This window comes from Arthrobacter vasquezii, assembly GCF_029455255.1.
Lineage (GTDB): Bacteria > Actinomycetota > Actinomycetes > Actinomycetales > Micrococcaceae > Arthrobacter_D > Arthrobacter_D parietis.
In genome coordinates, this window is the sequence record NZ_JAROKN010000006.1 from 1 (window position 1) to 19,135 (window position 19,135).

General features: G+C 62.7%; 15 protein-coding genes, 1 tRNA gene and 1 pseudogene. 9 read left to right on the plus strand and 8 right to left on the minus strand.

Annotated features, from left to right (window positions below):
* From P4U43_RS04175 to P4U43_RS04195, 5 genes and pseudogenes are all read left to right on the plus strand, one after another.
* Positions 1–520, plus strand: a pseudogene (locus tag P4U43_RS04175) (molecular chaperone DnaJ); the annotation flags it as partial.
* A 9-nt stretch (positions 521–529) separates the two neighbouring features.
* A complete protein-coding gene (locus P4U43_RS04180) occupies positions 530–1,024 on the plus strand; it encodes a tRNA (cytidine(34)-2'-O)-methyltransferase (protein ID WP_277357593.1) in 495 nt (164 codons plus the stop codon).
* Positions 1,021–1,818 carry a class I SAM-dependent methyltransferase gene (locus P4U43_RS04185; RefSeq protein ID WP_277357594.1) on the plus strand — a complete coding sequence of 266 codons (798 nt, stop codon included), beginning with the start codon at positions 1,021–1,023 and terminating at the stop codon, positions 1,816–1,818. Before P4U43_RS04180 ends, P4U43_RS04185 begins: the two co-directional genes overlap by 4 nt.
* Before the next feature lie 197 nt (positions 1,819–2,015).
* On the plus strand, positions 2,016–2,633 hold the full coding sequence (gene sigK / locus P4U43_RS04190; RefSeq protein WP_404800699.1) for an ECF RNA polymerase sigma factor SigK: 618 nt from the start codon (positions 2,016–2,018) through the stop codon (positions 2,631–2,633).
* A 16-nt stretch (positions 2,634–2,649) separates the two neighbouring features.
* Positions 2,650–3,438: an anti-sigma factor gene (locus P4U43_RS04195; RefSeq protein WP_277357596.1), complete on the plus strand. Its 789-nt coding sequence runs from the start codon at positions 2,650–2,652 to the stop codon at positions 3,436–3,438.
* Positions 3,439–3,493: 55 nt separating this feature from the next.
* Here the strand turns inward: P4U43_RS04195 and P4U43_RS04200 are convergent, their stop codons facing one another.
* The 4 genes from P4U43_RS04200 to P4U43_RS04215 form a co-directional block, all read right to left on the minus strand.
* Positions 3,494–4,252: a PIG-L deacetylase family protein gene (locus P4U43_RS04200; RefSeq protein WP_277357597.1), complete on the minus strand. Its 759-nt coding sequence runs from the start codon at positions 4,250–4,252 to the stop codon at positions 3,494–3,496.
* A gap of 2 nt (positions 4,253–4,254) precedes the next feature.
* Positions 4,255–5,202: an electron transfer flavoprotein subunit alpha/FixB family protein gene (locus P4U43_RS04205; RefSeq protein WP_277357598.1), complete on the minus strand. Its 948-nt coding sequence runs from the start codon at positions 5,200–5,202 to the stop codon at positions 4,255–4,257.
* Positions 5,203–5,244: 42 nt separating this feature from the next.
* Positions 5,245–6,063 carry an electron transfer flavoprotein subunit beta/FixA family protein gene (locus P4U43_RS04210; RefSeq protein WP_277357599.1) on the minus strand — a complete coding sequence of 273 codons (819 nt, stop codon included), beginning with the start codon at positions 6,061–6,063 and terminating at the stop codon, positions 5,245–5,247.
* Positions 6,064–6,191: 128 nt separating this feature from the next.
* Positions 6,192–7,640 (minus strand): S1C family serine protease, encoded by a 1,449-nt coding sequence (locus P4U43_RS04215; protein WP_277357600.1) that lies wholly within the window; start codon positions 7,638–7,640, stop codon positions 6,192–6,194.
* A gap of 303 nt (positions 7,641–7,943) precedes the next feature.
* On the opposite strand from P4U43_RS04215, the gene P4U43_RS04220 reads away from it, so the two are divergent.
* From P4U43_RS04220 to P4U43_RS04230, 3 genes are all read left to right on the plus strand, one after another.
* Positions 7,944–10,052, plus strand: coding sequence for a TPM domain-containing protein (locus P4U43_RS04220; RefSeq protein WP_277357601.1), 2,109 nt, complete (start codon positions 7,944–7,946; stop codon positions 10,050–10,052).
* Positions 10,053–10,104: 52 nt separating this feature from the next.
* Positions 10,105–10,872, plus strand: coding sequence for a PspA/IM30 family protein (locus P4U43_RS04225; protein WP_277357602.1), 768 nt, complete (start codon positions 10,105–10,107; stop codon positions 10,870–10,872).
* An 88-nt stretch (positions 10,873–10,960) separates the two neighbouring features.
* Positions 10,961–12,349, plus strand: a complete 1,389-nt coding sequence (locus P4U43_RS04230) for a cryptochrome/photolyase family protein (protein ID WP_277357603.1) — start codon at positions 10,961–10,963, stop codon at positions 12,347–12,349.
* On the opposite strand, the gene P4U43_RS04235 is transcribed toward P4U43_RS04230, so the two are convergent.
* The 4 genes from P4U43_RS04235 to P4U43_RS04250 all read right to left on the minus strand — a co-directional run bounded on the left by P4U43_RS04235 (position 12,318) and on the right by P4U43_RS04250 (position 17,328).
* Positions 12,318–12,842, minus strand: a complete 525-nt coding sequence (locus tag P4U43_RS04235; protein WP_277357604.1) for a DUF6328 family protein — start codon at positions 12,840–12,842, stop codon at positions 12,318–12,320. The two genes, P4U43_RS04230 and P4U43_RS04235, sit on opposite strands and share 32 nt — an antisense overlap.
* A gap of 97 nt (positions 12,843–12,939) precedes the next feature.
* Positions 12,940–13,013: transfer RNA gene (locus tag P4U43_RS04240), tRNA-Met, on the minus strand.
* 57 nt (positions 13,014–13,070) lie between these two features.
* A complete protein-coding gene (locus P4U43_RS04245) occupies positions 13,071–16,025 on the minus strand; it encodes a UPF0182 family membrane protein (RefSeq protein WP_277357688.1) in 2,955 nt (984 codons plus the stop codon).
* A 241-nt stretch (positions 16,026–16,266) separates the two neighbouring features.
* Entirely contained in the window at positions 16,267–17,328 is a 1,062-nt protein-coding gene (locus tag P4U43_RS04250; RefSeq protein WP_277357605.1) for a YlbL family protein, read from the minus strand.
* 347 nt (positions 17,329–17,675) lie between these two features.
* Here P4U43_RS04250 and P4U43_RS04255 point away from each other — a divergent pair, with 347 nt between their 5' ends.
* The gene (locus P4U43_RS04255; protein WP_277357606.1) at positions 17,676–19,100 is read left to right on the plus strand and encodes a zinc-dependent metalloprotease; all 1,425 of its coding nucleotides are present in this window, start codon (positions 17,676–17,678) and stop codon (positions 19,098–19,100) included.
* The last annotated feature ends 35 nt before the right edge of the window (positions 19,101–19,135 follow it).

Here is a 19,135-nt window from a genome sequence, read left to right on the forward strand (position 1 = left end):
TCGGCCGGGCACCACCGCCCGCTATGACGGTGAGCGGGCGACGGCCCGCCTCCTGGAGGCCGGCCTCCTTCCCGGTTTTCCCGGCGTCCGGCTTGTCAACGGGCTTTCGTTCGGAGGGGGTGCCGACGTCGGCCATGCGCTGCTGGCGGGCTACCGCATCGCCGTCGTTGATTCCCTGTTGGCGCCGCCGGGGAATTACTCGTGGGACGGACACCGCCTGCGGCATCGCGGCCGCCATGCCGGTGATGTGCGGCTCACCGACACGGTGCGCAAGGTTCAGGATCTGTTCCCGGAGTGCAATGTCCGGGGATGGCTGGCTCTGCACGGCAAGCAGGACAACCCGTTCGAACCGATTGTGGACTATCCGCCCTCGCTGGATCGTTCGGCTCTCGTCTCCGTCCACGTTGCCAACGCCGGAACACTGCTTCGGGAGGTTCGGCGCTTCCTGTCCGAGGGCCCTCAACCCAATACAGTCCAGGTGCCGGTGCTCGCACGCTTGCTCGCCGCTGCCGGGCGCTAGGATTGCACAGTGTTCCGCATCCTCTTCCACACTCCAGAAATCCCCGGCAATACCGGGAATGCCATTCGTCTGGCCGCGGTCACCGGCGCTGAACTTCACCTCATCGAACCCCTGGGCTTCGACTTGGAAGACGCCAAGTTGCGGCGGGCGGGTCTGGACTACCACGACCTCGCCGTTTTGACCGTGCACCCTGACCTGGACGCCGCGCTCTCTGCTCTGGAGCCTGATCGGCTGTTTGCCTACACCTCCGAGGGCACCATCACGTACTCGGACATCCAGTACCGTCCAGGCGACGTACTCCTGTTCGGTCCGGAGTCCGTGGGCCTGCCTCCCGAAGTGAAGAACCATGAAGCGGTCACCGCGAGGGTACGGCTCCCCATGCTTCCCTCCCGACGTTCGCTCAATCTGGCCAGCTCGGCATCCATCGTGGTGTACGAGGCCTGGCGCCAGCAGGACTTCAAGGGCGCCCAACTTTCACAACCCATGATGGAGGGCCGTTCGTGACCACGGTAGCTAACCTGTTCGACGACGGCGCCGAGCACTTCGAGCGCTTCGCTCCGGCCCTTTGGAACACCATGGGCAACGCAGTGGTTGCCGCCGCAGATCTGCACATCGGCCAGAGCGTGTTGGATGCCTGCTGCGGAAGCGGAGCGAGCACCATCCCCGCGGCCCAGGTTGTGGGCCCTGACGCGCGAGTTGACGCGGTGGATCTGTCCTCAGGGCTTCTGGCGCTGGCGGCCGCGAAGGCTTCTGCTTTAGGGCTGGACTCCGTCAACTTCACGAAGGCTGATGTCTCCGTGTGGGCCGCTGAACAGACCTATGATGCAGTGCTCTGCTGCTACGGGCTCTTCTTCCTCCCGGACATGGCCGCCGGCGCCCGGCATCTTGCGTCCCAACTGCGCAGTGGCGGCAAGCTTGCCATCAGCACCTGGCAGGACGGCGCCCACGAACCGTTTGTGTCATTGCTGCGGGAGGCCTGCTTCGAAGAACAGCCTGACCTGCGCGATGCCCCGGTTCCTCCACCACTTCGGCAAATGGCCGAAATATCCTCAGTCGAGAAGCTGTACTCTTTCCTGGAGACAGTCGGCTTCGGGTCAATCGAAGTGCACACTGCTCCTCTGCAGATCCCCCTGGACGCTGACCTTGCCTGGACCCTGGTGCTGGGGACGGGCTACCGGTTCCTGCTGCCTCCTGATACAGCGGGCAGGGAGCGAGTGCGCAGCCGCTTCATGGAAAAACTGGGCGACGAGCCGACCCTCAATGCCGACTCCCTGATCGCGGTGGCAATCCGTGAATAACGCCTGATCCGCCGGACCCATCCACCGCGTCAGCCGCTTCGAACTAGAGGTGTTACCAGTTGTAGCGGATCGGGCACGGAAACCTGCAGAAACGGCGGTCGGGCATGGGCGGAGGAACAGTTGGGCGAAATGTCCTGACCCGCGCACGGGGTCATCATGTTCGGGATAGCCATTCCGGCGCTTTATGCTTGAAACCTATGGATACGCCACGTGTGAGCCGGATTAACCCAGCTCGATCAGACCCTGATCAGGCCGACGCGTCCTCTGGCGCCGCGCCTGACCTGGCTGGTCTGCTGGCTCGGATCGCCCAGCAGGACCAGAGCGCCTTCGCGGAGTTCTACGCCCAGACGTCCCGTCGGGTGTATGGACTGGCCCGGCGCGTTCTGATTGACCCGGAGCTGAGCGAAGACACAACGCAGGAGGTCTACCTGCAGGTGTGGAACATGGCGGACCGGTTCAACGCGGAGGCGGGCAGCCCCATGGCATGGCTTATGACCCTGGCCCATCGCCGCGCGGTGGACAGGGTGCGGTCCGAGCAGAGTTCCACTGACCGTGAAGCCCGGTACGGCGCAGCCATGCAGGTCAAGGACCATGACGACGTCGTTGACACCGTCACGCAGCGGCTGGAAGCGGAAGCCGTGGTCCGGTGCCTGGAGACCTTGACCGGCACGCAGCAGGAGTCGGTGCGCCTCGCCTATTACGGCGGGCTGACGTATCGGGAAGTGGCAGAAAAGCTTGGCGTGGCGGTACCCACCATCAAGTCGAGAATCAGAGACGGATTAATCCGGTTGAAAACATGTTTGGGGGTGAACTGAGATGCAGGACAAGGATATGAACAAGCAGTTTGCAGATGATCTTCGGCAGGACCTGGCCGGCGGCCTGGCCGCCGAGTGGGCTGAGATGTATGCCCTGGATGCTGTGAGCGAAGAGGAGCGCGCCACACTCGAGGACTACATCTCAGCTGCCTCTCCTGAAACCCGTGAGGCGTTCAATGCGCGGGTTCGCTCCACACGCGAGACATTGGCGCAGGCTTATGCAACGCAGGAGGACGAACCGCCCGCTGACCTTTTTGCGCGCATCGTCGCGAATTTGCCGGCCGAGGAAGTGTCTTCACCGGCTTTCCCCGTGACCGGCGCTGGGGATGAGCTGGCAGCACGCCGTAGCGCCCGCCGAACCCAGTCTCCTGCTGGTCGCTGGTTGCTTGCAGCAGCGGCTGCGGTTGTCGTGGCGGTGGGCGGTGTGACCGTGGCGCAGAATTTGCAGCCTTCCTCTATCCAGGAGCAGGTCCTGCAGGCCGGGGATGTCCAACGTGAACAGATCGCGATCGGTGACACAGGCACTGCTGAACTTGCGTTCTCGGAGTCGAGGGATGCCGCCGTCGTGACCCTCGATGATGTACCGGCCCCACCGGAGGGCAAGGTGTACCAGATGTGGCGTCTTCCTGCCGACGGCGCATCGCCGGAATCGCTGGGAACCATGACCGGCGAGGACGTTGCGCACACCGAGCTCGAAATTGAAGGCATCCGAACGTACAGCGGCCTCGCAATCACCGTCGAACCGGAGGGCGGCTCTGAAACGCCTACCCTCCCGATCGTCGCGCAGATCCCCTTCGACGCCTGAGAGGGAACGCTGGGATGGGCTCCGAGCTTCAGCCGGACTGCCCATCCCGCGCCTGTCAGAACCCGGCGATCGTAGCTTCGGTGTTGACCGGAACCACCTGAAAGACCTCGGCGCTTCGGTCCGCGGCAAGACCGCCGCGCTGTGCATTAGCGGTCAGGAACGCGCGAACAGTGTTGTCCATCCGCTCAAGGTCGGGGTGCTGGCTGGCGTGGAAACGTAACGCCCGCATCTTGTCTTCCACATGGTCAGTCACATCGACGAAGTGGTTTTCGAGCTGCGTGGGACCACCGAAGAACCAGAGCCAGGGCACGCGATACGCGTCCAGTCCGCGCGCAGCGAGATCGGGGAAAGCATAGGGATTCTCCACAGCGGGATAAATCGCGCGGGTGACGGCCTCGCCGCATGCCAGGTGGTCCGGGTGGCTCTTCTGGATGCGCTCCCAGTTCCGCTCAGGGTGCATGGACAGCACGATGTGCGGCCTGACACTCCGGATGAGCTCCACGACGCCGGCCACCAGTTCCAGGCTCGGTTCCAGGTAGCCGTCCCGGTACCCGAGGAAATGCACCGTTTCGACGCCGACCAGCCGGGCGGCTGCTCGCTGCTCCTGTCGCCGCCGGTCAACTATGTCCGGACGATGCTCATCGGAGAAGCCGCCTGCGTCGCCATCGGTCATGATGCAGTATTCAACGACGACGCCGGCCGCGGTCCACTGAGCCACGGTGCCCGCTGCGCCAAAATCAATGTCATCGGGATGCGCTACGAAACAGAGAACCCGGCTTACCCCGTCTTCCGGCCGTTCAGGAACGTCTGGCATGTTCAGCTCCTGCGGTTGTTGATCTCTGCCGTCGCCTGCGGCAAGACAGTTGACAGGTCACCCACGATGCCGAAATCCGCGATGTCGAAAACCGGGGCGTCCGGGTCCTTGTTCACTGCCACGATGACCTTCGCCGTCTGCATGCCGGCCTTCTGCTGGATGGCGCCGGAGATGCCCGCGGAGATGTAAAGCTGCGGGGAGACCGTCTTGCCCGTCTGGCCGATCTGGGCTGAATGATCAATCCAGCCGGCATCCGTAGCGGCCCTCGACGCACCCACAGCACCGCCGAGCGCGTCGGCAAGTTCCTCGACCGGTCCAAAGTTACCGTCCACTCCCCTGCCCCCTGCCACCACGATGCGTGCTTCGTCCAGCGACGGTCGGCCACTCACGGCCCGTTCGGAACGTTCCGTAATCCGTGCTGCGTGGCTGGGCACTGCGACGTGCACCCGGCGAACCTCGGGGCTGGAACCGCCCTGCACTGTTGCGATCTCCACGCTGTTGGCCTTGACCGTGATGATCGGGCACCCGGTGGTGACGGAAGCGTTCACCGTGTAGGAGCCTGCGAACACCGACTTCGTGACACTGAAGTCCTCGCCCACTGCGATGGCATCCGTGATGACACCTGAAGACAAGCGGATTCCGACCCGCGCAGCGATCTCCTTGGCTTCGAACGTGTTGCCAAGGAGCACTGCATCAGCTTTCGCCTCCACCGCTGCGGCTGCCAGAAAAGCCGCCTTGCCCGCCACGAGCACGTCACCGAGCCCGTCCTCTGCAGGCTGATACAGCACGCCGGCTCCGTGAGCGCCGAGTTCTGCCGAAACACCGTCCGTCAGCACTCCACAGAGTGCAACCACCGGCTCGCCCAGCATTCCAGCAAGGGTCAACAGCTCACGATCGGTCTTGTGCAGGTGCTCACCGGGCGTGTCAATGTAAACGAGGACATTTGCCATTCCAAAGGCTCCTTGAGAAGTGGTTGGCTGGGATCGCTGCGCTCAGAGCAGCTTTTGCTCAGCGAGGAAATCAACCAGTCGCCGACCGGCATCGCCCTCGTCGGTGATGATGACGCCCTGCGAGCGTGGAGGACGCTGCTGCGCCTGCTCGACCCGCGTCCACGCTCCGCTGAATCCAACCTCGGAAGCATCGAGTCCGATGTCAGCAAGGGTGAGGGTGGTGATCGGTTTTTTCTTGGCTGCCATGATGCCCTTGAAGTTCGGGTACCGCGGCTCATTGATCTGGTCCGTCACCGACACCACGGCGGGCAGCGTACTCCTGACCGTCTCAGCCACATTGTCGCTTTCCCGGCGGGCGATCAATTGGCGGCCGCCGTCGTCGTGCGTGAGCTCAAGGCTGGACGCGAAGGTGACCTGGGGCAACTGCAGCAGCTCTGCGAGCTGCGCTGGAACCAGGGAGGTCTCTCCGTCTGTGGAGGCCATGCCCGTCAGTACCAGATCCGCAGTGCCCAGATGGCGTACGACGGCGGCGAGCGCGCGTGAGGTGCCGGAAGCATCCGAGCCGGCGAGGGCATCATCACACAGGTGGATGCCCTCGTCTGCGCCGATTTGCAGTGCCTTTTTCACGGCGTTCACGGCGGCTGGGGGGCCCATGGTGACCGCCATGACGCGGTGACCGTTTCCGCCCTGTGCTTCAACAAGCTGCAGTGCCGCTTCGAGGGCGTACTCGTCGAGTTCAGACAGAATACTCTCGGAGCGATCGGTGGTGCGGTGCTCGCCGTCGAGATGACGGTCGAACTGGGTGTCCGGTACGTGCTTGACCAACACCGCGATATTCAGCGCGGGAATTGCCTCGTCCATTGCTGCCTTTCCTTCGGCCCATTGCTGCCCGCAGACAAGCTAACCACAAAGGTGTCCTGATCACAGCAGGAATATGACGCAGCGGCAGTCCCCTCGAGAGGGAGCTGCCGCTGCGTGAATCCACCGGGTCAGGCCGGCGACTGACCAACCGTTACATCGAGCGTCAGGGTCTCTTCGCCACGGACGAGTTCGATCTGCGTGGACTGCCCTTCAGCGAGCATCCGGACGGCTGCGGTCAGGGCCTGCGGGTCCTCGATCGGCAATTCACCCACCCGGGTAATGACGTCCCCTTCCTGGAAGCCTGCGGTCTCGGCTGGGCTGCCGGGCTCGACCGACTGCACCTGCGCACCAACCGAGAAGGAGCTGGCGCCCGCCGCGCTGTCGGATGCCGCTGCACCGACGCTCACGCCGAGGAAGCCGTGCGTTGCTGCACCGTTGGCGATAATTTCTTCCGCTACTCGCTGGGCGTAGTTGATCGGGATGGAGAAACCGACGCCGATATTGCCGGCGCTCTCCCCCGAACCTGCCGACGCGATCGCGACATTGACGCCGATGATCCGACCCTGCGAATCCACCAGCGCACCCCCCGAATTACCCTGGTTGATCGCGGCGTCTGTCTGGATCACGTTCAGATAGATGGAGCCCTGGGATCCCTGCTGCGGCGCCTGGGAACCATCAGGCGGGAGGAAGTTGAATCCGTCTCCCGGAGCCTGTTCCGGAGCATCCGACTGTTCTTCAGGAACGGCCGACGACTGCACGCTGATTGTGCGATTGAGCGTCGAGACGATGCCGTCCGTGACGGTGCCGCTCAGCCCGAGCGGAGCGCCGATTGCTATTGCAACATCACCGACGTTCAGTTCCGACGAATCAGCGAGGGTGGCCGGCTGAAGGTCCGGCGCATCGATCTTGATGACAGCCAGGTCCGAGAGCGGGTCAGTGCCCACTATCTGAGCCTGGAATACCCGTCCGTCGTTCGTGCGAACTTCAACGGCAGGGTCCGCAACCTGACCCCCCAGGGTGACGACGTGCGTGTTGGTGAGGATGTGGCCCTCAGCGTCAAGAATGATCCCTGAACCTGACCCGCCTGACCCGCCGCCGTTCACGGAGATGGTGACGACGCTCGGTGAAGCTTTGGCTGCGGCGCCGGTAATCTCGTTGACGCTTTCGGTGTCATTAACCACAACAGACTGGGCCTGGGACGTGCCGTTGTTGGGTCCCTGGTTGCCCGTCTCCAGCAGGGCGTCTGCTCCGACGGCCACTCCTCCGCCGAGAAGACCGGCCACGAGCATCCCGGTCAGGAACGTACCGGATCCAACGCGCTTCACGGGCCCACGCTGCTTCTTCCCTTGGCCCGCTGGCCGCGCATACGAACCATACCCGAAGGAAGCACCCTGCTGGTGCCCGCCGGCTGCGTGAGTTTCGGGCCCGTTCCCGACCGAATGATATGGGTCCGCCGTCGGTGCGGTGATCGGCTGGTGCTTCTGTTGCGCCGCGGGGAGGTTGGGGTTGTGGCTGGGCGGATTAGTTGGCCGTGGAGGAAGCGGTCCGTTGTAGGAACCGGTTGTGTTCTCGGTCATCGGTTGTCCTTTCACTGATGCTTCTAGAACTATGGCAAAGCAATCTGTACCCGCGACTGACGTTGCCTGTACGGCGGCTGTGAGCCCACCGGACGACCTCGTTCTTCATTCTCCCGCAGATGGGACAAAGCCGGTTACGGTGCAGGTCCTGGAGCGGTTTCGCTCGCGGCATAGCCCACCCGGTGGACTGCCCCCAGAGCGCACCATAGAATCGCAGTCAGGCGAACCCGGGGGATCTGTGCCTTGCCAACGGCTGTTCGCCAGTTCCCGGAGCGCCCGGCGGACACTGCTGAAGGGTTGTGAATGAAGTCGAGCATTGCACGCATCTGCTCCGCCGCGGGTGTAGGAACAGCCGCCCTGCTGAGCCCTTTGGTTGCCGCTCCCGCCTATGCCGTAGATCCTGTTGATTTCAATTCCCAAACGGTGGTTGACCAAGCGGACGTCCTCTCTGATTCCGAACAGCAAGAGGTTGAACAGTCGATCGAACAGCTGCAGGCTGAGCACGGCTACACCCTGCATGTCGCCTACGTTGACTCCTTCACCAACCCGTCGGACGCCAAACAATGGGCGATAGCCACTGCCGAGACCAGTAGCTTGCAGGCTGACGATGCAATCTTTGTGATCGGCGTCGACGATCGGACAGGCGGCCTCCTTGCGGACAGTTCGAGCGTTGTGGATGACCAGTCGAACGGGATCTACCAGAGTTTCGCCGTACCGGAATTGGAGAACGACGACTGGACGGGCGCTGCTGTCGCTGCAGTCACCGGGGTTGACCAGGTTCTCGACGGCGGCACCGTCAGCCCTGCCGGAACGTCCAGTGACGGAGGAGGAGGTTCGTTCCTCTTCATCGGAGGCCTGCTCGTCCTGGCTGGTGTGGGTGGATACTTCTATCTCCGGTCAAAGCGCCGTAAGCCGGACGCACAGGAGCAGAACCGGCACCCTTCAGAAATCGAGTTCGGACCCGGCCGCGGGGCCGACGGTCAGGTTCTGGATCCGTTGGCTTCACTGAGCGTGGAGGACCTGCGGCTTCGCGCGGGAAGCCTGCTGATAGCAGCGGACGACGCCATCAAATCAAGCGAGCAGGAAGTCGGGTTCGCGCAGGCCCAGTACGGCGATGAAGCAGTCAAGCCGTTCGCGGCGGATATCACCGCAGCGAAGGCCCATATGAGCGAGTCATTCAAGCTTCAGCAGCAGCTTGATGACCACATTCCGGACACAGAGGAAGACCAGCGGAAGTGGCTTGGTGACATCATCCGCCGGTGTGAGTCGGTTAATGCCAGCCTGCAGGAGCACAAGGCAGATTTCGACGCCCTGCGGAAGTTGGAACGCAATGCTCCGCAGGCCCTGTCGGATGCACAGGCTTCCGCGAACGATGTCGGAACGCGGCTGAACGCGGCTGAACGTACGTTGCGAGAGCTCCAGGGACGGTACGCTATCTCGGCGACCGCGCAAATCGAGGACAACGTGGTCCAGGCGCGCGAAAGGCTGCAGTTCGTTGACAATGCCGCTTCCACAGCACAAAGGCATCTGTCCGAGGGCAACACCGGTGCCGCCGTCGTCGCCGTCCGAGCCGCCGAAGAAGGTGTCCACCAGACCAAGGTCCTGCTGGAAGCCATCGATCGCCGTGCCACGGAACTGGGCACTGCCGAACGCGAAATGGAAAGGGCCGTCTCGGATGCGGCCCAGGACGTTGCGCAGGCGCAGGCCATGGTTGCTGCCGGCTCCAACCCTGAACTCGCCGGTCCGGTAGCGGGCACAACGGCAGCGTTGGAATCGGTGAAGCGGGAGATCGCGTCGGGCAAGATAGACCCCGTGGCGCTCCTCCAGCGAGTCGAGACTGCGCATACGCAGCTCGACGCCGCCATCGGCGGAGTCCGTGATCAGGCAGAACAGACCCGCAGGGCACGCGAAAGCCTGCAGCACACCATCATGGCCGCCCAATCACGGATCTCAGGTACGGCGGACTACATTCGTGCCCGGCGCGGCGGCGTGGGCAGTGAAGCCCGGACTAGGTTGGCGGAGGCGGAGCGCAACCTTGACTATGCGATGCGCATCCAGTCGGATGACCCGGTGACGGCGCTCTCCCATGCCCAGCAGGCTGTCGCTTTGGCCGAACAGGCCGGTCAGATCGCGCAGAGCGATGTGGACGGCTTCGGTGGACGTATGGGCGGCTTTGGAGGCGGCGGTATGTTCGGCGGCCGCGGGGACGGCATGGGCGGCGCACTCCTCGGCGGCATCCTCATTGGTTCCATCCTCAACGGAGGCGGGCACGGCGGAGGATTCTTCGGCGGCGGCGGCGGCGGGTTCAGCGGAGGCGGTGACGCCGGCATGTTCGGCGGCGGCGGATTCGGTGGTTTCGATGCCGGTGGCGGCGGATTCGGTGACTTCGGGGGCGGCTTCGGAGATTTTTAGGTGAGCGACCTCAACAGGCAGTGAACTACTCAGGAAGATCGAAAGGTAACCCATGGTAAAGCAATCAATTTTCGGACGTATCGCAACACTGGCGAAGGCCAACATCAACGCAATGCTGGATCAGGCTGAAGACCCGCAGAAGATGTTGGACCAGATGGTCCGCGACTACTCGAACAGCATCGCCGAAGCCGAAAGCGCGGTGGCCCAGACCATCGGTAATCTGCGCATGCTCCAGGAGGACTACAACGAGGACCGAGAGAACGCCCGCAACTGGGGCAACAAGGCGCTCGCGGCCTCCAAGAAGGCCGACGAGTACCGTTCGTCCGGCGATGTGCCTGACGCGGAGAAGTTCGACAATTTGGCCAAGGTTGCTATTCAGCGTCAGATCACCGCTGAAAATGAGGCCAAGGGCGCAGAGCCCACGATCGCGTCTCAGACGGAAATTGTGGAAAAGCTCAAGACCGGGCTGAACCAGATGAAGGGCAAGCTCAACGAACTGACCAGCAAACGCGATGAGCTCATTGCGCGTTCACGCACGGCCGCAGCACAGGCGCAGGTGCATGATGCCATGAAGAGCATCGACTTCATGGACCCGACAAGCGAGGTAGGGCGTTTCGAGGAGAAGATCCGTCGTGAAGAGGCTCGCGTTCTCGGTCAGGCAGAACTTGCCAATTCGAGCCTTGACGCCCAGTTCGAGAGCCTTGAGGACCTCGGCGAGCAAAGTGAGATCGAGGCACGCCTCGCCGCCCTGAAATCAGGCGGCTCCGGAGCCGAGGCGCCCTCTGCCATCGAGCAGGGTGCGGACAGCCCGAAATACTGATTCACCACTCGGCATACGGCGGCGGTTCGAGCCTCGAACCGCCGCTGCTCCCGTTAAAAGTTCGCCAAGCCGCCGGTAGATTGGCTTTATGGCTCTGACCCTGGTGTGGCTCCGCGACGACCTGCGCATCGCAGACAATCCTGCCCTGCACGCTGCTGCAGAGCGTGGCGACGTCGTCGTCTGTTATGTGCTCGATGAAGTGAGTGAGGGAATTCGGCCCCTGGGCGGCGCCAGCCGCTGGTGGCTCCACAACTCGCTGTCCTCGCTCCGCAGTGCATTCGAGGATCAGGGGATTCCACTGGTGCTCCGATCAGGTCCCGCAGCGGACGTGATCCCCCGCCTGATCGAAGAGTCCGGGGCGGATGCTGTCTTCTGGAACCGCCGGTATGTGCTCGCTGAGAGAAACGTTGACGCTGCACTCAAGGGTTCCCTCAGCGACGAGGGGTACCAGGTGCACAGCTTTCAGGCGAACCTGTTGTTTGAACCCTGGGAAGTCACGACGGGCAGCGGCTCCCCGTACAAGGTCTTCACCCCCTTCTGGCGGGCGTGCCGTAACCGTCCCGCGCCACGGGAACCCCTTGATGGACCGACAGTGCTGCGCGGTCCGAACGTCGACTCGGAGGACCTCGACGAGTGGCGCCTCCTCCCCGACACGTTCGACTGGGCAGGTGGCCTCAGACAGACGTGGACGCCCGGAGAGCTGACAGCGCAAGCGCTCCTCGATCGCTTCGTGACCGGCACAGTTGACGGATACGCCGATGCCCGCCAGCTGCCTGACGTTGAGGGAACCAGCCGCCTCTCCCCGCACCTGAGGTTCGGCGAGATCAGCCCATTCCAGGTCTGGCACTCTGCCCGGGCCGCATCCACCTCCGCGACCGCCAGTGACCTCGCGATCTTCACCCAGGAACTCGGCTGGCGTGAGTTCTGCTGGCAGTTGCTCTACCACCAGCCACGTCTGGCCACAGAGAACTACCGACCGCAATTCGACGCCTTCCCGTGGCAGCAACCGGACTCCGACGAACTTGATGCCTGGCAGTATGGGCGAACCGGTTTCCCTTTGATCGATGCAGGCATGCGTCAGCTTTGGCATACCGGATGGATGCATAATCGGGTTCGTATGGCGGTCGGTTCGTTCCTTGTGAAGAACATGATGGTGGACTGGCGTGTGGGCGAACAGTGGTTCTGGGACACCCTGGTGGATGCGGATCCAGCCAACAACGCGGCGAACTGGCAATGGGTGGCAGGCTCCGGCGCAGACGCCGCACCCTACTTCCGGATTTTCAACCCCGTCACGCAGAGCAAGAAGTTTGACCCGGACGGCGGTTACCTTCGTCGATGGATTCCGGAGCTGCGCTCCGCGCATAAAGTTCATGAACCCTGGACGGATCTACCGGCCGGCTATCCTCCGCCGCTGCTGGACCTGAAAGTCTCGCGCGAACGGGCGCTCAATGCGTATCAGGACCTTCGCCAGGACTGACTTCCTTCATCGACCGACGTTTGAGCACCTGCGGTACGGCCACCCACAGCGCCAGAATCGTCATGGACAGACCGATGGCGCTCACCGTTCCCGCCGTCCGGCTCAACACGATGTCGAAGACCAGACCGGTTGTTCCAACGAGGACGAGGGCCACGAGGACCATTGTGGTCCTCAGGATGCGATGGGCATGGCGTACCAAAGCCTCCTTGATGCGCAGCCGGAAGAAGGTCCGGTGCAGGATCACAGTACCGAGCAGCAGGGCCGTGATCAGGGCGGACAACACGACGAGCACGAGATAGACCGCGATCTGAAATGAGTCCAGCTCCGTGAAACGCGACTGAAACGGCAGTGTGAGCAGGAAGCCGGTGAGAATCTGGATACCGGTCTGGAGTACACGAAGTTCCTGGAGTATCTCAAGCCAGTTCCGGTCAACACGCTGGAGCGCCGTCTCCCCGCGTTCCTTATCCTCACCCACAGCGCCCTGCTCGATCATGGACATAGTGTAGGTGAGCCGGGCACGCAAAAGGGCGCAATGATGCGGGAATGACGAAGGTCCCGGAAGCCAAGCTTCCGGGACCTTCGTTTTCTAGTTGCGGGGGCAAGATTTGAACTTGCGACCTCTGGGTTATGAGCCCAGCGAGCTACCGAACTGCTCCACCCCGCGGCGTGATTACTACTCTACCCGCCGCGGGGGCGGATCCCAAATCGGGATCCAGATGCATTATTCGGTGGCTCCTCCGGACGCTTCAGACAAACGCGTTTCGGCATCCAGTGCCCGCTGCAGTGCCTGGTCGAGCCGCTCTTGTGCCTCACCGTAGGCAGCGAAGTCGCCCTCGGCGAGCGCGGTCTGGCCCTCCTGGATTGCCGCGTTCGCTTCCTCCAGCGCCGCCCGGAGATCCGCTGCCGGATCACCCGTGCCCGGCTCTGCGGGTGTGGTGGGCTCCTCCGTCGGCTCCTCCGGGGATTCGTTCCCGGAATCCGAGCCCACCAGCGGCGCAGGCAGATCAGGGGTCTCCCCCACATTCTCGCTGTCTCCGGTCACAGCGCCGGAGTCTCCCTGGAACACCTGGTCCAGTGCTTCATCCAGGGTGGGCGCAAAGCCGACCTGATCACCGAAGCTCACCAGCACACGCCGCAGGACGGGGAAGGACGAGTCCCCCGAGGACTGGACGTACACCGGCTGCACGTAAGCGATTCCGCCACCGATGGGCAGCGTCAGGAGATTACCGCTGATCACTTCGGAGGCGCCCTGGCGCAGCAGGTTCAGCTCCTGCGAGACCTCAGTGTCCGAGTTGAAGAGGTTTGCCGCCTGGCCCGGCCCGACGGCGGAGTCCTGACCGGACGAATCGAGCAATCGCAGGGTTCCATAGGTTTCTGCCTTGACACCGGGTTCACCGGTACCGGCGTCACCGTCCGCTGCAAGGAAGCCGTAAAGGATGTTGCGCGGTTCCTGGCCCTCCGGAACAAATGGAATGAACGGAGTGGTCAGTGAGAAGCTGGCCGACTCCTGATCGGGCATCTGGAGCGAGAGGTAGAACGGAGGCTGCTTGACGTCCTGCTCGCCTTCTTCCAGCGTCGGATCAACCGGTACAGCCCACGCCTGGTTGTTGCTGTAGAAAGGCTGGGTCTCTGTCACGTGGTAGCGCGCGAGCAGCTCCCGTTGGACCTTGAAGAGGTCCTCCGGGTACCGTACGTGCGCCATCAGGTCAGCCGACATCTCGCTGTACGGTTGCAGCGACGTCGGGTACACCTTCTGCCAGGCCTTCAGAATGGGGTCCTGATCATCCCAGGCGTAAAGATCAACCGAGCCATCGTAGGCGTCAACCGTGGCTTTCACCGCGTTACGGATGTAGTTCACCTGCTCAGCAGGCAAGGCGGTGGCGACACCTTCGGCGGTCAGGGAATCCACTGTGGCGGACTGAAGTTCCTGCTGAGTGGAGTACGGGTAGTCGGACGTTGTGGTGTAACCCTCGATGATCCATTTGACGCGCCCATCAACGATGGCCGGGTAGGTGTTGCTATCCAGCGTGAGGTAAGGGGCAACCTTCTCCACGCGCTCAACGGGATCACGGTCATACAGGATCTGGGATTCGCTCGTTACCTGGTCCGACAGGAGTAGATCCGTGGACTGGAACTTGAGTGCATACACCAGCCGGTTGAAGAAGTTTCCCACCTGCGGGCCGCCGTCGCCCAGGAACGTGCTGCGGGCCTCCTGGTCGGATTCCTCCGTCTGGGGCCGGTCGATCTCAAGTGGCGTGGCTCCCTCTGGAGCACCGACGATCGAATACTCCGGTGATTCCTCACCGAAGTAGATGCGCGGCTCAAACGTGCTCTCATCCCCCAGCAGGCCCGTGGTCGGGATACCTGACTGAATGAACTCGGGGCGCCCGTCCGGTTCCACGGTTGAACCGGCTGCTGCAACCACGCCGTAGCCGTGCGTGTAGTAGACGTGCTCGTTGATCCAGCCATCCGGAACACCCGCGGTGTTCAGTTCGCGGACTGCAATAACGGTGTCCTCGATCTCGCCGTCGATCTCGTAGCGGTCGACGTTCAGGATCTCCGGGAACTGGTAGTACTGGCGGAACTGCTGGAGCTGGCTGAAAGCGTCGCTCACAAGGTTGGGGTCCAAAAGGCGGATGTTGGCTGTTGTCTCGCCGTCCTCGTTCAACGCTCCCTCCTGGGGAACTTCCTCAACCCCATAGTCATTGACCTGCACCTGGTCCAGGCCGTAGGCAGCTCGAGTCATCTCAATGTTGCGCTCAATGAACGGCTCTTCCCGGCTGAACTCCGACGGAACAACCTGGAACCGCTGGATGACCCACGGGTATACGCCGCCGGCGAGGATAGCAGTGATGACCAGCATGGCCGTACCGATCACGGGCAGGCGCCACCGGCCAATCACTGCGGAAATGATAAACAGGACCGCAACAATGATGGCGGCGGCGGCAAGAATCGCCTTGGTTGGGATGACTGCGTTCACGTCGGTGTAGAGAGCGCCAGCCCATTTACCGTCGCTGCTGATGACGGTGGAGTAGCGGTCAAGCCAGTAGTTGACGCCCTGCAGGATCAGGAAGAGTGCAGCCAGTACCGCGATGTGCGTCCGGGCTGCCTTGCTCGTGAAGAGACCTTTCTCCTCAAGGCGGATGCCACCGTACAGGTAATGCGTCAGTACTCCGGCGATCCCGCTGATGACGATGACGCTCACCAGGAACCCGAGCAGGAAGCTCAGGAACGGCAAAGTGAAGACGTAGAACCCGATGTCCAGCCCGAATTCCGGGTCCGTCTCTCCGAAGGGCTCCGAATTGAAGAACAGGAGCATCCGTTCCCACTGTGAAGACGCTGCGGTTCCCGCAAACGCGCCGAGCACAACGGGAATGCCGATCATGAGCAGTCTGCGGATCGGTTCGAGCTGGGCCTGGTAGCGGTTCAGGTTGTCCTGGACGCTGCTGTCGGGAGCGTAAATGGGCCGTGAACGGTAGGCGATACGCAAGCTGAAGTAAACGCTTGCGCCCATGATGAGGAAGGCAGCCACGAACAGGCCGATCCGCGAGAGGTTCTCGGTGACAAATACTTCGAGGAAGCCCAGCTGGTTGTACCAGAGGACATCGGCATAAACCTGTGAGAAATACACGAAGCCGACGACGAGCAGACCGAGAACGATCAGGGTCGGTACCAGCGGCCCACGCCGCCGGGGTGGGGAGGAATATGGTTGGCTTGGTCTGCTGCCGAACGGGCGGTCAGGTCCGGATGTCACTATTACCTCATCCTTGGGGGTACGGGAGTGCTGGATGCGCAGCGGCGCACGGTCCACTGTTGTTCATTCTGCCCTGTGCACGTCTGGCCCACACAATTCAGTTCCGCCTGAACCGCGGCGCCCCGGAATCGTTTCGCAATCGTGTCCATTCCGACTATGCCTGTCAGACGGGATCCTCACATGAGGGGAGCTGCGCGCCGTCGTCGTTATCTTCTCCCAGCGTCCGGACGGCGGTGACGGCGTCGTCCAGGGTTTCCACGCGGATGACGCGAAGACCGTCGGGAATATGGCCAACAACTTCAGTGCAGTTTGCGGCGGGCGCAAGAAATACCTCGGCACCCGACTCACTGGCACCAACCAGCTTTTGGCGGATGCCTCCAATGGGCCCGACGGCACCGGATGAGTCGATCGTTCCGGTTCCGGCGAAGTGCCTCCCGCCCGTGAGCTGCCCCTCGGTCAGGGTGTCGACGATCCCGAGGGCGAACATCATGCCGGCAGACGGGCCGCCGACATTGTTCAGGGCAATGTCCACCTCGAAGGGGAACTCGAACTCGGACATCAGAAAGACGCCGAGCTGATAGTCGCCGGACTCCCCCAGCAGCGGCTTCACGGACTCCACCACCGTTTCACCGTTTCGGGCCACAGTGATGTCAACGCTTTTTCCACCCGCTGCATTCAAGGCTTCCTTCAACGGCTCCAGCGACTCGATAGGCTCGCCGTCGATGAGGGTGAGCTGGTCGCCTTCCTGAAGGATGCCTTCAGCGGCCGAGTCCGGGGCGAAGCCTACGACTGAGAGCGTCTCCCCGTACGGAATTTCCAGGTGAGCGAGCGCAGCGGCCACTGCGGATTCCTGCGAGGATGTCATAGCCTCCGCGTTCTGCTCCTCAATGTCCGATTCCGAGACATCCGGCGGGTAGACCAGTTCGCGCGGCGTGACTGCCTGTGCGGGATCCGCCCAGGCACGGAAAGCATCGAAAACGCTGATTGTCTGCCCCGGTCCTCCGGCGACGAAGACGGTGGTCAAATCCAGCGCACCGTCCGTCGGGAAGGTTTCCCTGCCTTCGACGGTGATCAACGGTTCACCGTTAACCTCCCCGATGGTGTTGAAAGTGGGACCGGGTGACTCGACCACGTAGGGAGACGGCAACAGAACAGCCGTTGCCCCGAGGCCCAGCGCGAGCAGCCCTGATACCGCCATGACGGTGAAGCGGGGATCCCTTTTCACGGCATCATGCTTTGGCCTGTTGGTGTCCTGGGAAAGCGGCTGGGTCAACGGATGTCACCTTTGGATTGGGGGCGCCGCAGGTCACCCCGGCGGACGGGAGGTCAGGGCTTCACATGCCAAGCCTACAAGCCCGCTCTGCGCGCTTTGCATCGGAACAAACGTTGCTTTGCCTAGAGCGAACTCGCGCAGGACGTGCGGGACAAGTCTGGGACGTGCCGGTAACGTTTGAGATCCTGACTGACCAGTGCTGCAGCTCGCTACGGCAACTGTAAGTGCCGGGGTTTGCTTCCATTCAGCACCATACGAGCACAATCCGACCAAGTTTCAATCAAGGACCGGTGGTATCGATGAGCTCCACTCCGTCGAACAACGACGACGACACTCCCAAGGATCCGCTTTCCGAGATGCTCGAACGCTTGATGGGCGGCAACATGCAGGGCATGAACCCCCAGGAGATCGCGAAGGCGGCCGGTCTTCCCAATGATCCGCAGGCCATGGCGATGATGATGCAGCAGGTCCAGGCCATGTTCTCCGCACAGTCTGAAGGTCCAGTGAATTGGACGATGGCCAGGGATCAGGCGCGCCGTGCAGCTGCGACGGGCGGCGACCCGTCGGTGGGCAGCAAGGACCAGCGTGAAGTTGACGAGGTACTGCGGCTGGCAGAAATGTGGCTGGATCCAGTCACCGACTTCCCGTCCACCGCTCTCCTTGGGAAAGCGTGGTCCCGCGCGGAATGGGTCGAGGCAACAATGGAGACCTGGAAGCGGCTGACTGAACCGGTGGCGACCAGCATCGCCCTCGCCCTTTCCAACGCGATCACCGAGCAGATGCCGGAAGAGATGAAAACCATGATGGGCGGAGCCGCGTCCATGCTGCAGAACATGGGTGGCGCGATGTTCGGAATGCAGTTGGGCCAGGCTGTCGGCGCACTGTCCCGCGACGTGGTGAGTTCCACGGACATCGGCATACCTTTGGCGGAGAACAGCATGGCGCTGCTCCCTGCCAACGTCGCCGCATTCGGGCAGGGCCTGGACATCTCCGAATATGATGTTCGACTGTTTCTTGCCGTTCGGGAAGCTGCCCATGTGCGGCTCTTCACGCAGGTGCCCTGGCTGACCGGACACCTGCTCGGCGCAATCGAGAGCTACGCGCGCGGAATCCATATCGACATGTCGAAGATCGAGGAAGTTGCCCGCGACATAGACCCGTCGAATCCGGAGTCACTGCAGAGCGCCCTTTCCGAGGGTGTTTTCATGCCCGAGCGCACACCCTCGCAGGACGCCGCACTCGACCGGCTGGAAACCACGCTCGCGCTTGTTGAAGGCTGGGTGGATGAGCTCACCGCGGCCGCTACCGCCAATCTCGACTCATCGGTCGCGTTGCGCGAAGTGGTTCGGCGCCGCCGGGCAACGGGCGGACCGGCAGAAAACGCCTTTGCGTCACTTGTCGGTCTCGAGTTGCGTCCCCGACGTCTCCGTGATGCGGCAACCCTCTGGGACCAGTTGCGTCAGGAGCGCGGAATTGACGGGCGGGATGCAATTTGGCAGCACCCTGACCTCCTGCCTACGCCGGAGGATCTCGATGATCCGGCGGGCTTCAGCAAGAGGCGCCAACTGGCCGAATCCGCCGACGCCGACGTGGATGCAGCGCTGGAGAAGCTGCTCGCGGGCGGGTTCGAGTCCCCTGCTGACGAGGATCCGGCGACGACAGACGAAACTGACTCGGAAGAGGGCGACGGCGGTCCAACAAACAAGGACGACGACCCGCGTTGAGTGGGTAGGTTTTGCCGGTCAGCCCCTCAAGCGGT

What these genes read in the sequence shown, in the direction of transcription:
- sigK (WP_404800699.1), top strand. Translation starts at nt 2,016, where the DNA reads ATGGATACGCCACGTGTGAGCCGGATTAACCCAGCTCGATCAGACCCT.
- P4U43_RS04195 (WP_277357596.1), top strand. Translation starts at nt 2,650, where the DNA reads ATGAACAAGCAGTTTGCAGATGATCTTCGGCAGGACCTGGCCGGCGGC.
- P4U43_RS04200 (WP_277357597.1), bottom strand. Translation starts at nt 4,252, where the DNA reads ATGCCAGACGTTCCTGAACGGCCGGAAGACGGGGTAAGCCGGGTTCTC.
- P4U43_RS04205 (WP_277357598.1), bottom strand. Translation starts at nt 5,202, where the DNA reads ATGGCAAATGTCCTCGTTTACATTGACACGCCCGGTGAGCACCTGCAC.
- P4U43_RS04210 (WP_277357599.1), bottom strand. Translation starts at nt 6,063, where the DNA reads ATGGACGAGGCAATTCCCGCGCTGAATATCGCGGTGTTGGTCAAGCAC.
- P4U43_RS04215 (WP_277357600.1), bottom strand. Translation starts at nt 7,640, where the DNA reads ATGACCGAGAACACAACCGGTTCCTACAACGGACCGCTTCCTCCACGG.
- P4U43_RS04220 (WP_277357601.1), top strand. Translation starts at nt 7,944, where the DNA reads ATGAAGTCGAGCATTGCACGCATCTGCTCCGCCGCGGGTGTAGGAACA.
- P4U43_RS04225 (WP_277357602.1), top strand. Translation starts at nt 10,105, where the DNA reads ATGGTAAAGCAATCAATTTTCGGACGTATCGCAACACTGGCGAAGGCC.
- P4U43_RS04230 (WP_277357603.1), top strand. Translation starts at nt 10,961, where the DNA reads ATGGCTCTGACCCTGGTGTGGCTCCGCGACGACCTGCGCATCGCAGAC.
- P4U43_RS04235 (WP_277357604.1), bottom strand. Translation starts at nt 12,842, where the DNA reads ATGATCGAGCAGGGCGCTGTGGGTGAGGATAAGGAACGCGGGGAGACG.
- P4U43_RS04255 (WP_277357606.1), top strand. Translation starts at nt 17,676, where the DNA reads ATGAGCTCCACTCCGTCGAACAACGACGACGACACTCCCAAGGATCCG.